Genomic DNA, 13916 nt, shown 5'->3' with positions numbered 1-13916 from the left:
ACGCTGAAGATCATGCTAGATCGTAAGTAAGTCATCAGGTATGCGGGAAAATGCCAGTGATTTCCTATAGACACGAAAATTGGGGGCTTTTGATGCACCTGTGTTTCATTGACGAGAGCGGAACGCCGCCTTCGAAACCAGACGAAAGGCATCCTTACTTTACGCTTGGCGCCGTGATAATCAAAGACGCCGACTGGCATGGCATTTCCAACGCAGTCAGAGGATTCTGCACCAGGCACAAGCTGTTTGGAGAGCTGAAGTGGCGCTTTTTTTCTCCCCACAATTCCTCAGCTGAAAACCCGATGCTTGGGAAAAATGTTCAAGAGAGGAAAGCTTTGAGCTTGGAATTTGCGCGGCTTATCAGCGACAGCCCGCTAACGATAATTTCATGCGTGACGGATATCCAGGCTGCCTTCGATTACGCGTCGGTCACAAATCAGCAGGAATTATACCACTTCGCGTACAAGCCATTGACCGAGAGGTTCCAATACTTCCTACAAGATCAAAAGAGTCTTGGAATTGTTATCGCTGACCACCGCGGGCGTGATAGCGACCGACTGTTTCGAGCTCACCATGAAGCGCTTCTAGCAAAGAAGAGCAAAGCAGTGTCGATGTATGGTAATTTTCTAGAGGGCTTGTTTTTGCAGGACTCTTGTCATTCCGTCGGAATACAGCTGGCTGATTTCGTGGCCGGCGCCATACACCGTGCTTACTCAACGAAAGATGCTGAGTTGGCAACAATCCTGAAGCCTCGGTTCAGGAAAAAGTCTGACGGAACGATTCAGGGCCACGGGGTGGTTCATCACCCTCGAGACCGCTTCAATAACTCTTTGGTAAGAAAATAGACGCCGGGCTAGGCCGTAGCCTAGACGCCATAGATGTCAGGCTCCCGAGCGCATGGTTTATATAGCACTTGGCAGCGCTGATTCCCACGTTGTCAAGCGGAATGGTTTTCTAAACTTTATGCGAAAGTCATTAGAATGGTCCTGTGGAGACCACCCAATCCTGTCGCCCTGTCGGCGACCAAGCAGCATCCGCGCCGATACCGAGTGTCAGGCCGAACATCACTATTTCGCGATTTCGCACTTCTCCGAACAAGCTCATCTAACGAGAAATCCCGAAACGGCGCTGGCTTGCGCGAGAAAACTTTGCCGAACGGCAAGAGTTTAGCGGCATGCCCTCGCGAGGGAATGAGAGGTTTCGACCGGCGGCGCGGCCTTGTCTCGCAGGGATGGACCGTGCGAGCGGCGTTCTCCTCGCTCTCACGGCCCGCGCGAGCGATCCTATCGCCGGTTTGCGCCACGCGCGCAGCTTCTCGGAGGGTCTGGCCTACCGACAATGCAAAAGCCGCCGCCTCCTATTTCCAAATTCAGAGGCGACGGCCCGGCTTCCTTGCTTGCAAATTGGGGAAGCCACCAGCAAAGGCACCGCGGCGAACTTCTTCTGAACACAATCGCCGAATACACATCCACAATCGGCATTGCTGATGAGCACTGAAATCAATTCGCCGCTCGCAATCGCCGCGCTGCTTCACGCTTTTGTCCACGGATGTACTGGCACGAGTAGGTAAGCGATGATGAGGAAGGTCGGTGCGGTTTCGCCCGGCCTTTTTTGTTGGCCGGGTTCGTGCGACTGTGGCTTCTTCTGGTCACACTGCTAAGTCTGTAGGACTTGACCATCAACTGCCCCGCTACACGCATAAACGGCCAGTGGAGATCCATCAGGATCGGCTCTGCCATAACCCTGGGCAAATCAAGTGAGTACAAAAACCACCGCTGCAATGCTGCTTGCTGGAGCGTTGCTTGCCGCCGCGCCCGCGCTTGCCGGCGAGCAAATCTCCGGCCGCGCCTCGGTCCTCGATGGTAACACAATCGAAATCGATGGCACAAAGCTCAGGCTGGACGGCATCATCGCGCCTGAAAGCGCGCAGCAATGCAGAGGACGAAGCGGAGGCGACTATCCCTGCGGTGAAGAAGCGGCCTATGCGCTGGACCTCTATCTGTCCGAATCCGATCCCACCACCTGCGATGTCGTCGGGCGTGATCGGTATGACCGATCCCTCGCCAACTGCCTTCGTTCGGACGGAAGCAGTGTAAACGGATGGATGGTTGCCATGGGCTGGGCCGTGGATTGGCAGAGGGGTGAGGCCGGGCGCTTTACGGCAGAGCAGCAATCGGCGAAAAGCAGGCAACTTGGCGTTTGGCAAGGCCAATTTTCATTGCCGTGTGCCTCAGCCGCCCGGGGAGAAGATGTCGCCTTGGCTTGCCCTCGAACGGCCCCTTAGAAAGCCGCCTGCGGTTACCTTCTTACGGCTATCGCTTTTTTCTCTAAGATAACGCCCCTTGCTATCTGTTCAAAGGCAGTCCATGTTGCGCGCTTCAGCAGCCATCTTTTCGGGCGCTGCTGGGGAGGGTCGTGTTGGCCCTGGCCCCAAGTGAAAGGAGGACATCATGTCTTCCGAGAATTCCAAAACCTACATCAACAGCGAACAACTTCACGCAATCGAGCGCACTTTGAGCGACGCGGGATTTAACAAATCCTCGCCGCAGTTCGCCGGTTACGCTGCATTCCTTATTGCCAAGGTTGAAGGCAGTACGATCAAGCAGAGCGAGCTTGCGCAAACGCTTCAGCGTCATCATGGCGCAACTCAGTTTAAGTTGTGCCATGGCTTGGCGACACGATTTCACAAGTATGCAATACAGGGCCTCACAAACGTCAGGTGCACAATCCCGCTGACCAAAAACTGATGAGGTGCACCGGATGGGCTCTTAGCTAGCGCCATCGCAAATGGACAGTCGCGCAGTTCATTAGGTGTCCCAAAGTTCCTCAGTTGATCAAGACAACCGGAAAGCGGGCGTCTCGTTTTCAAAACGTATCGTCCGCTTTTCAGCATTGTGCACCGCTACCAAACCCCCACTAAAATCGTCTTGCGTCGACCCCGCAATTGAGGACAATCCTGAGCGCCGCAAAGTTCTCGGCGGAAGGCTTGGGAGTTAAGAATGCCAATCGGCTTTATCTTGGGGCAATTGTCTCGTGGCAAAGTAGACCTGGAAAAAAATGCCGCTTCGTTCGAGGCCAATGTCCGCCAGCTAAGGCACCTACTGTTCGAGCACAAGCTGCTTTCACCGGCCGCGCGCGAGGTGATGACGGAAGTCGAAGACGCGGCGCGCGTCATCCTCCGGCACCGGTACGAAATGGTCCTAACATCAGAAGATGTCGAAAGCTTCTACAACGCAATTGATCGGCTGAAAGTGACGCTCGACCGCTCCTAATCGGCTGGGTTGCCGGAGCTAGTGCAAGGTCGCGAAGCGGTTCAGTGTGCGCGTGATCTGTTCATCGCGGTAGGGCTTGGCGAAAAAGGCGCTCCCCAATGGCATGGGAGCATCTGCTGGTGATGCGTCTCCTGAGACAATGATGATTTGCACGCAAGGATATCGTTCGCTGACAAACCGCGCCAGTTGCAAGCCATTCGTGTTGCCGGGCATCCTGACATCCGTGAACAGGATTGAGATATCGGCTCTGTTCTCCAAGACCTGCAGAGCTTCATCCCCGCTTTTTGCTTCTAAAGCTGTGAAGCCCGCGGCTTCAACGAGGTCTACCGCAAGCAAACGTTGAAAAACATCGTCCTCGACGACCAGGACCACAATCTTATTCCCCACCGGATTTTCCCTTCGATCAAAACGGAGAAAAGGCTGGTTCCCGGTAGTCTGAGAGGGCCCTATAGTCGGAACCGCGTCACTGGCGTTTAGTTCCTGAGGCTGTCGAAGATTTTCGCCTTCACTGAACTGGCCCGAAGATATCGGGGGAGTTCGGCCAACGAGGCAATCCGATATCGTCGGGATGGCCACCGGAACCCTGAGTTTTCAGGGCGCGTTTGAAAAACAATCAACGGAAATCAAAGCAGCGGGTAGGGCGCTGGATCATCCATTGGCCTTGTCGGTGCCGCGGGCTGCAATCTGACCGGCAACTCGTTTCCGATACCATTCGTCGAAGGCAACCATCTCAATCGTGATGTATTCGAGCGGCAGCTTGCGAGTTGCCCGGAAGACGGCGAACGATGCAGTGTCTAAGTCAAACGTTATCTCGGCAGGAATCTTTTCAACGTCCGTCTGATGCTTCAGCCAGTTTCGTTCGAGGTTGACTATCTCCGTCCATTTGTAGGGCGGCGGCACCTCTTGGGTCGGGTTCTTCAAAAGCTGTGTCGTAACCTCGATGTCAGGATCGCCCGGCAGCATCCCTTCCGCAGCGCCCGCCAGCGTTATCGCCGCATCGTAATCCCCGGCATGGAGAGCACCCAGGGCGAAGTACGTTTGCCGAGCGGCACCTTGAGCTTTTGTCAGATGCAAGGGCCTGTCGAGGGGTTCGAATGGCGGAAGGTCGAAAGGCGCGTCGCCCGTCATTCGTCGTCAGCCTTCTTCGCCAAGCGAACACCAGGGCCGCCGTCGACCAGCACGCCGCTTTCGAGGAAGACGACGCCGGCCGCCTCAAGAGCAGATTTCAATGCGTCCACCGTTCGTTCCTGTGCCGCCAGGTCTCCCGGCTGTGTTTCGAGGCGTTTTATAGAGGGCAACGACACCCCAGAATGTGTTGCGAGGTCTTTTTGCTCCCAACGGAGGAGGGACCGAGCTGCGCGCACTTGCTCGCTGGTAATCATAAACAATTCCCTAATATGATACCTGAGGTATTGACGATGCTCTGAGTATCAGATAATACTCTAAGCATCAGTTAACGCAAGTGGATGAAGTCACCATGTCGAACCTCACCGTTCCGGCAACCGCCGAAGGCATGCCCAAATTCGACCGCGCCGCAGTCATGCGTCTGGCTTGGGAAATCTATCGCAAGCGTTTCGGTGGCGAAAATCGCGATGCCGCAAGCCGCCGTTGGGCCTTCTCGCTCTCGCTCAAGTCCGCATGGATGACGGTAAAGTGGGAGGCCAAGGAAGCGGCCAAGAGCGCCGAGCAGAAGCGCGCCAGCGAGATTGAAGCGCTCCGGTTGGAGGTGCTGCGGATCGAAGCCACGCCCTTCCGTATGCGTCTCGACAACGACCGCTACGACCGCCTTCAGCAGCAGATTTCCGCCCTCCAGCGGGCGGCATAACGAACGCGCCGTAGAGCGCCGATAACAATCGTGAAAACATGGAGACAATCATGCCGAACGCTGTTCCGGCAGCAGGCCACCGTTTGCCTGCTCCTTCCTCCCTTATCTGCTACCAGACACTTCCGCCGGGATGCATCGCCTTCTTGGTCAAGGATGACTACAGCGCGCCTTACATACGGGCAGGCGAATGGGTTGTCGTCGACACGACCGACCGCACCGCCCGCGTCGGCGACGTTTACGTCATCCATTGGGATAGCGGAGGCCGCAACCTCTGCCAGGCCCGGCATAGTTCGAAGATGTGGCAACCGGACGGGAAAACGCCATGCTGGCATGTCGGCTCTCTGAAGACTTCCAGCAAGGAAGAATTCGATGCATGGCTGAAGCAGACCGAAGAAGCCCGAGCCCACGGAGCGATTCCGACTTGGCGTGGCGGTTGGACGGAAGGCCCGCTGAACCTCGATCACCTCGAAAGCAAGCTCGTGGGCGCGGTAATCGGTCTCTATCAGCCGACGTTCGACAGCCCCCTGAGGATTGCTGGATAGGGAGACCGTGCATGGAAATGGCCGCGCGGTCATTCCATCGCGGCCCTGCTGTCGCCTCCGCCCTGAGGCAGCAAAACGAACCCGCGCCACTGTAGGCGCAATCAAACTCTAATCAAACTTTGAGGACACCCCCATGACGCCGAACCCCGTTCCGGCCGCTGGCGAAGCCATGCCGAAAATCAGAGCGACCGATGAACAGGTCGCAGATGCGATGCGAACCTTAGACAGTTCAATCCATGCCTTGGTGCATATGACCGATATCACGGCGGAGGCCTACGACCGGCTTTTTGCCCCGGTGAGGGACATCGCATCGGATGCCACGGACTATAAAGTTTTCCGACTGACGGCCCATGAGTTTGAGCAATTCGGATTTCTGCTCAATGACGTCGCTAACCGCTGCGCTAGGCTGAGAGAGGCCTACAGTGCGGCGTACTACGGGGAGCAAATCCAATGACCCGCGCCCCTGACCACGTCCTACAACTCAACGACATCGACGATATCCTGGCCAGCGTCCAGTACCTGGGCGATGCCCTGTACATGGCCTCCGCCGATAGCTGCTTCAGCGGGGATGCTCGCAACGTGGCTCAAACGCTCGCCGATGCCATGAATGCAAAGGTCTCGACTGTCCGCGAACTTCTGGAAGAAATGAAGGGGCGGCGGTCATGACCAACCCTAGCACACGCGTTCGCCCGCTCGTCGCCTCCCAGGTCGCCACAGCAAAGCTTCTGACGATCCAGATCGAAGTTGCCGCCAGGCGCCTTGCGCGGCTGATGGACGAACTGCACGGCGAGGAATTCAAATTCAGTATTAACCACGTCGCCGGGGCTGAGTTCATCCTCATCAGCGTTGGCATGTACGAGGGAGGGTCGAGCCGTGGCTGATACAGTCGAAAGGGCAGGGCGCCAGCGGGAAAAATGCGGTGCCGCCACCATAACCAAATCCCATACCGATGCCGTATATGACGCCGTCGAAATGATGCGGCTGGCTTCTGACATTCTGCTTGATGGCAACCTGAGCGAAAAGGAATGCCATCGACTTTCCTGGCTCCTCGGCGGCCACGCGCGCCGGCTCTCGAATATCATCGAGACCATGGAGCATGTTGAGGAATACCAGCCGCAATGCCCGTCCGACCTCCTATCGATCAGTGACGAAGTCGAAGCGCTGGAGGCTCGCTTGGCCTCTATCAGGCGCGATGCGGAGCGGCCGGCATGAAGAACGCCCCGAAACGTGAAACGCGCCCTGATATGGCCCCAGAAGGCGGGAAGGGCGTCCACGGCACAGAACGGGGGATGGCGATGCTGTTATCCTCCATACGCTCTGTCGAAGGCGCGGTCTCGGAAATTGAGGCCGCTGCCGAATATCTTGCCGACCTGTTGCGCGCCGCCCATGGCGGCACCTGGAACACCAGCATAAACCACAACACCTGTTTCGTCGTCGTGTCGCGCGACCTCGATTGACGCTGAGCCCGGTTGAGCACCACCCCAGGCAATCGCAGAACACCACCTTTTCAGGACTGGAGAACCATCATGCAGCGTCAAACTTTGACGAACGGCGAAGCTATGCCGAAAATCAGCAACGCTCTTGCCGGTATCAGCTTCGCCGGTAGCAGCACGCCAATAGCCACCACCACCCATCCCGCCGACGCGCTGTCGTTCGTTCGCCGCCGGCAGGAGAGCGGACATATCGACTGGTGGGCCGTCGAGGACGGATCGAATTTCCGCGCCGATTTCGCCATGGGCGAGAGCATGGGCCAGGAATACCTCGACTTCATCGGGCGATATCCTACCTATGGGCATTGCCTGCTGCTCGGGCATATCGTCGCCGGCATGGCCCACACCATCGACGAGCGCGGCCGGCTCGGCGCATCGGCAACCGGCTTCCTTCGCGTCGTCAACGAACACGCGATGGCATCGGCCACCATCCTTTCGATGCCGGAATTGTCGAGCGCGAAAGCGGCACTCAGCATGGGCGTGTAGCGCGATGGTCTTGCCCTATCCCCGCCTATTGCTGGCAATTGGCCTGCTTCACGCCGCCCGAGGTTTATTGTTCCTGTCGCGCGGTCTGCGGATCGTGGCGACGGCAATCTATGACGTCTGATTGGAGCGTTGCCCCCCGGTGCGACTGAAAAGCCCCTGCCGTTACCCTCGTATCAGCAGCAGGGGCTTCACCATCGGCGTCAAGCACGAACACCGACGCAGTGAGGCATATTGGACCGGGTGCCGCTTCTCAATCAACTTTGACATGTTGATTCTCTCGGCCAGAAAGTAGGCTGCGTTTCTATTCGAGGTCCGGTATCTCGCCGGCCTGAAACAGCACAACCGGCGGCCCATATTCTCCGATCATCGGATCGGCCTCCCGGCTCCAGGCGACAACGCCGGCATATTTATCGGCCATCATCCGGGCCTCGCGTTTTGCTCGCTCCTCCGTGTCCACCTGGCGCGGATCGAAGGCCGGCACCAAATCCCCGTCATCGTTCTTGTTGAACGCTGCCAGTACGATCAGCTTGCCTTTGCTTGTCATGAACCTTCTCCCAAAAGGTGAGCACGCGCTCTTTGCGCTGCCGGATAATTCAGGCCGACGACAGCACAATTCAAGTAGGTGTTTCCGCTTGGCGAACCCTACTCGGCAAAGGCTCCCCAAGAGGCTGCAGGATTTGGATATTTGCCGGTTTTGTTATAGTGTAACGCCGACGATTTTGAAAAAGAATTGGCAGGATATCAAGATGCACGGCGGCAAGAGACAACGAGCAGGAAGGCCACCAGGCTCCCGGAACAAGGCGACGATTGATCGCCAGCGGGAGGTTGAGGAGAGCGGCGTCACGCCTTTGAATTTCCTCCTCAGCGTCATGCGAGACGAGGACGCTGACATGGATAGGCGGATGGATGCGGCAAAAGCTGTCGCGCCCTATGTGCATCCGAAGCTCTCCTCCATCCAGCATGGCGGCAACATCGGTTACCTTTCCCACGAAGAAGCTCTGGATCAATTGGACCATGCACGACAGCAACGACGATAACCGCGGCCGCTTCCCGGCTGGCAAATCTGGAAACCCCACCGGCAGGCCCAAGGGTGCCCGCAGCAAGCTTGGGGAGGACTTTCTGGCTGACATGTACGCCGATTGGCAGGATCACGGCCGGGCAGTTATTGAGCGTGTCCGCGAGACCAAGCCGGAGCAATATCTGAAGGTGGTGGCCTCGCTCCTGCCCAAGGACATCAATCTGAACGTCGAGAACTATCAGGAATGGACCGATGACCAGCTTATGGCGCGCATCCTCGACCTGAACAAACAGATTGGGTTCGCCCCCCTGGCTAACAAGAAGCATTGAGGTGACGATGGGAAGACCTTCAGCATATAGCGGCGACATTGCCGCCATCATCTGCGAGCGGATTGCGGATGGGAACAGCCTCCGCACGATTTGCGCCGAGGACGGGATGCCGAACAAGGCTACCGTGTTGAGGTGGATTTCCAGCAACGATGCGTTTCGCGACCAATACGCGCGCGCGAGGGAAGCTCAGGCGGACGCGCTCTTCGACGAAATCCTCGCCATTGCAGACGCGCCCTTGATCGGGGAGAAGATCAAAATCGACAAAGACGGCAACAAAGAAATCACCCGTGGCGACATGATCGAGCATCGCCGGCTTCAGGTGGACACACGCAAATGGATGGCGTCTAAACTCCTCTCGAAGAAGTACGGCGACAAGCAGCAGCTTGAGCATTCCGGCGTTGATGGTGCGCCGCTCGTGCCGATCATCAATCTTTCGCTCAGTGGAGCAAAGCCCACGACCTGATAATACAGGTGGAAACAGGTTTGGCGCTTATAGGCCTTCTTTAAGCTTTCGCTGCTGCAATGGGGCTTATGACCAAGCGCCCCCGGAAGCCTTCGAAGCCCCTCCTGTCGCCAGATACCCAGGCATTGCAGAGCCGGCCGGTTCGCAAGCGCGATCCGAGGCAGCCGCGCCTTGCCCTCGACCCGATGCCAGACCGCATTGAGCCATGCCTAGCGTTGCTCAAGAGCAAGCCGCCCAAGGGACCGGAATGGGCTTTCGAGGTCAAATGGGATGGCTATCGCCTCGCTATCCATGTCGAGCCGAATGGCGTTCGCATCCTCACCCGTGGCGGCAGTGATTGGACATCGCGTTTCCCGGCCATCGCAGAAGCCGCCCGCCAGATCGGCACCACGGCTATTCTCGACGGTGAGGCGGTCGTTCTTGACGATGAAGGCCGGCCTAGCTTCAGCGCCTTGCAGAAGGCTCTCGGTGGCCGTGGCGGCAAACGCAGCGCCGATGAGGCAATCCTGTACGCTTTCGATATCCTCTATTTCGACGGCCACGACCTGACGCGCATGGACCTGCAGGAGCGCCGGCACATCTTGGAACCGCTGTTCGGCAGCGAAGGAAAAATCCGCCTATCGGAAGAGATTGAAGCCGATGGCGCTGAATTCCTTGCCAGCGCCTGCGCTCTCGGCTTGGAAGGCATCATTGCCAAGCACCGGCACCGGCCGTACTCGCCGGGCCGCACTGGCGACTGGCTAAAGATCAAGTGCGTCCAGAGCGAGAGCTTTATGATTGTCGGCTATGAGCCGTCATCGGTGGCCTATGGCGGTATCGGCAGCCTGTTGCTCGCCGCCTATTATGGCACGGCCTGGCAGTATGTCGGATCGGTCGGAACGGGCTTCGGTGCCGATGAGGCCCTGGAGTTGCGCGCAACGCTCGACACGCTGAAGACGAAACGGCCGGCCGTCGATGTCAAAGGCAAGGGCATCGTCTTCGTGCAGCCGACGCTCATTGCGGAAATCGAATTCCGGGGCTGGACGGATGAGCAGAAACTCCGCCACGCCTCTTACAAAGGATTGCGCGACGTGCAAGACAATGCTGCCGTGTTCAAGATGCCGGAGGGGGAACTGTCTTAATGGAAACGCCCGAGATGGATCGATTGTTATGGCCCGCAGACCTCGTCAGCCTGAATGCCTAGCATATGGCATAACACCACGGTTAATCTCGCCTCAGGCCGCGGCATCCTATTGTGGCATGTCCGATGACGATTTCGTCAACTTTTATCGGGGGCGCTCTATCCGTTCCAGATCAGGCAAAGTGCTCTATGACATCCGTTTACTCGACGACTGGCTTGATCAGCTAGGAAGGCGAGGTACGCACGCTGCGGACCCGGCCAAATTGCTTGAGAATTTGGGACGGGGCAATCGATAGTACAGTGGCCACTTCGGTTGGTAATAGGAATTAATAGACTCGCCTTCTGCGGGAAAAACCGGTCTTATCGGTTCAGTCGACGGGGGGAAGGAATGATTCAGAACAGCTTGACAACCTCGGCAGCCAGCTTGATGGCGATTGAGGCGGTAACCGTATTGCCTGGCGCAACACCGTTTAAGGAAGAAGTGGCCGGAAACTTTAATGACACGTTTCGCGGGCAGGTCCTAACTCGAGGCGGGGAAACACGGTTTGCCATAATAAAAGACCTGTATTCAAAGGAGCTTGCCAACGAACTTCTTGTCGCCGTGATTGGAAGGGCGCTGGGGTTAGCGATGCCGGACAGCTATCTTGGCTTAGCGGAAGCAGACGTTCTAACTTTAACCAAAGGTCCTCAGATGGCAGGCGGGCGTTTGGTTTTCGTCAGTTGCGACGTTGGGTTCCCGAATCTTTTCACCAAGCTCAACAACAAAATTTTTCAAAAAGCTGCTCTTCGAAAAATTGTCGAGATTCTATGTAAGAACAATCTTAGCGCGCTGTACGAATTCGACACCTGGAGCGCGAACATTGATCGTCACCCCGGTAACCTTCTGTTGGGCGGCGATGGCAAAATTTGGTTGATTGATCACGGCTGGTGCTTTACCGGACCGACTTGGGAAGCGGCTGATTTAGCGCCATCGGAAGCCTATCCGAACAAGTTGGATTTGTGGGTCGCTCCTAACTTAAGCGATGAGGAAATTGCTACCGTCTCTGCTTCTGTTGGCATTTTATCCGAACAACTGCGTGCCTTGGACCTGCCTCGCGCTGCAGAATTGAGTTTTGCGCGAAGCCTTTTGAGTTCTGGTGACCTAAATGCACTTCTGCAGTTTCTCGTTGACCGACTGGACGCCACGCCACGGATTACCGCTAACTCATTAGGGAGGCTCATTTGATTATGTTTGACCGGAGCATGTTCCCTAGCAGAGCTGGCTTGATTCCCGCGCGACGGGCTCCTCTCTATTTTCGGCCGATAAATGGGTCGAATGAACAACTCGTCGTCGGTGTCCTTGTCTTGGGACCGCAGGGTATTCACCTGGAAAGGGCAAATCGCTTGGACCGGCTCGTCTGCTTTTATGGTAACTCTTCAGTTGGGGTAATTTCCGCTATCGAACTCAGCCTTGATGATCTTGAGGACAGTTTTGACGAGCTTGAGAGCGATGGCTTCAAGAGCTTCCGTCCTCTATCATCAGGATTGTGGATCGGTGAATTGGAGCCCGCCGAAGGCGCAAGCCTTAAAAGTATTGGGGCAGCATGGATGAGAAGCATGTCGTCCTTGTACGCAGAGGATTCGACGGCGCTCGTCGTAGAGGCGGCGAGCAGCGTCCTCCAAACCGTGAATGTTGATGAGCCCGCTCAATCGCGCCTGGGCAATCTGTTGCTGAGCTACATTGAAAAACGGAATCCAGTGGTCGCGAGCGCTTTCAGTTCGGATATTCGCAACCAAAGGCGGGCAAATCGTGCTCACGGGGTAATCATTGATTTTTCGGGGCACAAAGTGGTCGCAAACTTCGGGGTCATATCAGTATCCCAATATACGCGATCTATCGACTCAATTAAGCGGCGTATGTGGGACCTGAAAGTTTCAGAGAACCGCGAAAGCTCCGCCTTGTTGCGACGGAATCATGAACTGCTCGCTCAGCACCCGGCGTTTGATGACCCGCAGCTCACGATAAAACAGGCAGACAAAGTGATGGACGGCCTGAAAGAGCTCGAAACGGAAGCGGATCAGCTCGAAATTCGCTTCATGCCGATGACGACCGTGCAAGCAATTGGCGATCATATCCTGGATCTCGAGGCTGCGTAGACTTCTGAGCTACGCCTTCTGTTTATTGCCCTTCGGTCTGACTTAGGGGAGGATGATTGTGGAGTATAACCGAGCGGAAGTGCGAAGAGCCGTGTTAAAAGCCTGCGACGCTCTGTTGTTTCATTCGCCTCTCAACCCGAGAAACACGGTAGAAAAGACCGTGCTGCGAAAGCTACTGAATGAACTAGTCTGGCGCTATACTGAGGCTCATGAATTCCGAGGCAAATACCGGGGATGCGCTTGGTGGTCGGTCGAGGCTTTAGGGCTTTATGACACCCCTAAATCGGATTGGCGGAAGGGCGTGGCTTTAGAACATGTCATTGGTCGCAAGGAGCTAATCGACGCGCTTTTGAAGGCGTCGTCGATTGACGAGGTTTCGGCTGTTTTGGAGCGAGGCGAAACATGTGTGCTTTTACGAGAGCAACATAAACATTTGCCAAAGGGACAAGGATGGGAGCGATATGCGAACCTGCGGATCGTTCCCGGCCCGCTAGTCCGCGAGCACCAGCGCCGCTCAGGATTGCCAAGTTCCACTAACAGAACAAGCGAAGAACGGGTTGCTACCATTCTGCTACCCAACTCGGTAGCACACCCGATCAAAGACGGGGACGGCTTAACACCGTCGCCCGCCAAATCCCATTAAATCTCGGTAGTTCTCGGTATTGGCCAGTACAGGCCGGGATGGCGGAAACCGAATTTCAAGACCGGTTCCTTAAACCACTCGGACACTCTTCCTGCTCGACAGCAAGGCTGATGTCGGCTTTACAGTGTTTCGGCCTGAAACGTCAATCGAAACGATGGATGCCGGTTCGCGGAATTGTGTGCGGGCAGGGAAGGCGAGGGGCTTGCAATTGGGGGCTTGGGAGCTACCTTCCGGACATGCGAGCTTGGGTTTCGATTCTGATGGTTCTTGCTTGGTTGGGCTACGGCTTGATGCCGGCCCTGGCCGGGCAGACGCGTCAGGTGATCATGCTCTCTGACACCGGCGCACAGCAGGCGATGGGGATGATCGCCCATGAAACTCATCGGGCTGGCACCGCCCGGGCGATGCCGGTGGGCGGGTGTGATCATTGTCCTGGCATGAGCCATGCGGCATCCTGCCCGGGCTGTCTGGCGACTTTGCCGGATATGCCGACATCGGACCTTACAATCCTGTTCCGCTATCCGGCGCCGTGGCGTGGCGAGCGGTTGACGGCGTTAGCGCCTGTGCCACCGACGCCGCCTCCACGCGGCTG

General features: G+C 56.6%; 25 protein-coding genes. 20 read left to right on the top strand and 5 right to left on the bottom strand.

What is annotated here, in order from left to right:
• The first annotated feature begins 92 nt into the window (after nucleotides 1-92).
• A complete protein-coding gene (locus GTU70_RS00215; RefSeq protein ID WP_166096704.1) occupies nucleotides 93-845 on the top strand; it encodes a DUF3800 domain-containing protein in 753 nt (250 codons plus the stop codon).
• Nucleotides 846-975: 130 nt separating this feature from the next.
• Here the strand turns inward: GTU70_RS00215 and GTU70_RS01190 are convergent, their stop codons facing one another.
• Nucleotides 976-1104 (bottom strand): hypothetical protein, encoded by a 129-nt coding sequence (locus tag GTU70_RS01190; RefSeq protein ID WP_268895000.1) that lies wholly within the window; start codon nucleotides 1102-1104, stop codon nucleotides 976-978.
• 652 nt (nucleotides 1105-1756) lie between these two features.
• Between GTU70_RS01190 and GTU70_RS00210 the strand changes: the two genes are divergently transcribed.
• From GTU70_RS00210 to GTU70_RS00200, 3 genes are all read left to right on the top strand, one after another.
• Nucleotides 1757-2284 (top strand): thermonuclease family protein, encoded by a 528-nt coding sequence (locus tag GTU70_RS00210; protein WP_235914656.1) that lies wholly within the window; start codon nucleotides 1757-1759, stop codon nucleotides 2282-2284.
• Between the two features lie 166 nt (nucleotides 2285-2450).
• On the top strand, nucleotides 2451-2747 hold the full coding sequence (locus tag GTU70_RS00205; protein ID WP_166096703.1) for a hypothetical protein: 297 nt from the start codon (nucleotides 2451-2453) through the stop codon (nucleotides 2745-2747).
• A 252-nt stretch (nucleotides 2748-2999) separates the two neighbouring features.
• Nucleotides 3000-3272: a hypothetical protein gene (locus GTU70_RS00200; protein WP_166096702.1), complete on the top strand. Its 273-nt coding sequence runs from the start codon at nucleotides 3000-3002 to the stop codon at nucleotides 3270-3272.
• A gap of 18 nt (nucleotides 3273-3290) precedes the next feature.
• Here the strand turns inward: GTU70_RS00200 and GTU70_RS00195 are convergent, their stop codons facing one another.
• From GTU70_RS00195 to GTU70_RS00185, 3 genes are all read right to left on the bottom strand, one after another.
• Entirely contained in the window at nucleotides 3291-3659 is a 369-nt protein-coding gene (locus GTU70_RS00195; protein WP_166096701.1) for a response regulator, read from the bottom strand.
• 261 nt (nucleotides 3660-3920) lie between these two features.
• Nucleotides 3921-4400, bottom strand: coding sequence for a hypothetical protein (locus tag GTU70_RS00190; RefSeq protein ID WP_166096700.1), 480 nt, complete (start codon nucleotides 4398-4400; stop codon nucleotides 3921-3923).
• A complete protein-coding gene (locus GTU70_RS00185; protein ID WP_235914655.1) occupies nucleotides 4397-4570 on the bottom strand; it encodes a hypothetical protein in 174 nt (57 codons plus the stop codon). Before GTU70_RS00185 ends, GTU70_RS00190 begins: the two co-directional genes overlap by 4 nt.
• Before the next feature lie 179 nt (nucleotides 4571-4749).
• On the opposite strand from GTU70_RS00185, the gene GTU70_RS00180 reads away from it, so the two are divergent.
• The 8 genes from GTU70_RS00180 to GTU70_RS00145 all read left to right on the top strand — a co-directional run bounded on the left by GTU70_RS00180 (nucleotide 4750) and on the right by GTU70_RS00145 (nucleotide 7615).
• On the top strand, nucleotides 4750-5097 hold the full coding sequence (locus tag GTU70_RS00180) for a hypothetical protein (protein WP_166096697.1): 348 nt from the start codon (nucleotides 4750-4752) through the stop codon (nucleotides 5095-5097).
• 38 nt (nucleotides 5098-5135) lie between these two features.
• Entirely contained in the window at nucleotides 5136-5639 is a 504-nt protein-coding gene (locus GTU70_RS00175; protein ID WP_166096695.1) for a S24 family peptidase, read from the top strand.
• A gap of 133 nt (nucleotides 5640-5772) precedes the next feature.
• Entirely contained in the window at nucleotides 5773-6093 is a 321-nt protein-coding gene (locus tag GTU70_RS00170) for a hypothetical protein (RefSeq protein WP_166096694.1), read from the top strand.
• Nucleotides 6090-6305 carry a hypothetical protein gene (locus GTU70_RS00165; RefSeq protein ID WP_166096693.1) on the top strand — a complete coding sequence of 72 codons (216 nt, stop codon included), beginning with the start codon at nucleotides 6090-6092 and terminating at the stop codon, nucleotides 6303-6305. Before GTU70_RS00170 ends, GTU70_RS00165 begins: the two co-directional genes overlap by 4 nt.
• Entirely contained in the window at nucleotides 6302-6520 is a 219-nt protein-coding gene (locus GTU70_RS00160; RefSeq protein WP_166096691.1) for a hypothetical protein, read from the top strand. Before GTU70_RS00165 ends, GTU70_RS00160 begins: the two co-directional genes overlap by 4 nt.
• Nucleotides 6513-6851: a hypothetical protein gene (locus tag GTU70_RS00155; protein WP_166096690.1), complete on the top strand. Its 339-nt coding sequence runs from the start codon at nucleotides 6513-6515 to the stop codon at nucleotides 6849-6851. The genes GTU70_RS00160 and GTU70_RS00155 overlap by 8 nt, the downstream gene beginning before the upstream one ends.
• Nucleotides 6848-7096: a hypothetical protein gene (locus GTU70_RS00150; RefSeq protein WP_166096689.1), complete on the top strand. Its 249-nt coding sequence runs from the start codon at nucleotides 6848-6850 to the stop codon at nucleotides 7094-7096. The genes GTU70_RS00155 and GTU70_RS00150 overlap by 4 nt, the downstream gene beginning before the upstream one ends.
• A gap of 102 nt (nucleotides 7097-7198) precedes the next feature.
• Complete coding sequence (locus GTU70_RS00145; protein ID WP_166096687.1) at nucleotides 7199-7615, top strand: hypothetical protein; 417 nt, start codon at nucleotides 7199-7201, stop codon at nucleotides 7613-7615.
• Between the two features lie 301 nt (nucleotides 7616-7916).
• Here GTU70_RS00145 and GTU70_RS00140 read toward each other — a convergent pair whose 3' ends face one another.
• Nucleotides 7917-8159: a hypothetical protein gene (locus GTU70_RS00140; RefSeq protein WP_166096686.1), complete on the bottom strand. Its 243-nt coding sequence runs from the start codon at nucleotides 8157-8159 to the stop codon at nucleotides 7917-7919.
• A gap of 175 nt (nucleotides 8160-8334) precedes the next feature.
• Here GTU70_RS00140 and GTU70_RS00135 point away from each other — a divergent pair, with 175 nt between their 5' ends.
• From GTU70_RS00135 to GTU70_RS01145, 8 genes are all read left to right on the top strand, one after another.
• Nucleotides 8335-8652, top strand: coding sequence for a hypothetical protein (locus GTU70_RS00135; protein WP_235914654.1), 318 nt, complete (start codon nucleotides 8335-8337; stop codon nucleotides 8650-8652).
• Nucleotides 8630-8962 (top strand): DUF5681 domain-containing protein, encoded by a 333-nt coding sequence (locus GTU70_RS00130; protein WP_166096685.1) that lies wholly within the window; start codon nucleotides 8630-8632, stop codon nucleotides 8960-8962. Before GTU70_RS00135 ends, GTU70_RS00130 begins: the two co-directional genes overlap by 23 nt.
• A gap of 7 nt (nucleotides 8963-8969) precedes the next feature.
• Nucleotides 8970-9425 carry a terminase small subunit-like protein gene (locus tag GTU70_RS00125; protein ID WP_197738779.1) on the top strand — a complete coding sequence of 152 codons (456 nt, stop codon included), beginning with the start codon at nucleotides 8970-8972 and terminating at the stop codon, nucleotides 9423-9425.
• Nucleotides 9426-9493: 68 nt separating this feature from the next.
• Nucleotides 9494-10546 carry a non-homologous end-joining DNA ligase gene (gene ligD, locus GTU70_RS00120; RefSeq protein WP_166096684.1) on the top strand — a complete coding sequence of 351 codons (1053 nt, stop codon included), beginning with the start codon at nucleotides 9494-9496 and terminating at the stop codon, nucleotides 10544-10546.
• 387 nt (nucleotides 10547-10933) lie between these two features.
• On the top strand, nucleotides 10934-11770 hold the full coding sequence (locus tag GTU70_RS00115; RefSeq protein WP_166096682.1) for a protein kinase family protein: 837 nt from the start codon (nucleotides 10934-10936) through the stop codon (nucleotides 11768-11770).
• Between the two features lie 17 nt (nucleotides 11771-11787).
• Complete coding sequence (locus tag GTU70_RS00110) at nucleotides 11788-12681, top strand: hypothetical protein (protein ID WP_166096680.1); 894 nt, start codon at nucleotides 11788-11790, stop codon at nucleotides 12679-12681.
• Between the two features lie 58 nt (nucleotides 12682-12739).
• Nucleotides 12740-13324: a hypothetical protein gene (locus GTU70_RS00105; RefSeq protein ID WP_166096679.1), complete on the top strand. Its 585-nt coding sequence runs from the start codon at nucleotides 12740-12742 to the stop codon at nucleotides 13322-13324.
• A gap of 260 nt (nucleotides 13325-13584) precedes the next feature.
• Nucleotides 13585-13916, top strand: a 332-nt coding sequence (locus tag GTU70_RS01145) for a hypothetical protein (RefSeq protein ID WP_207105401.1), incomplete at its 3' end; no start/stop codon positions are given.

Source organism: Rhizobium flavescens (assembly GCF_011319365.1).
Note: the sequence above shows the minus strand (reverse complement) of the source record. Positions and strands in the feature narration are given on the sequence as shown.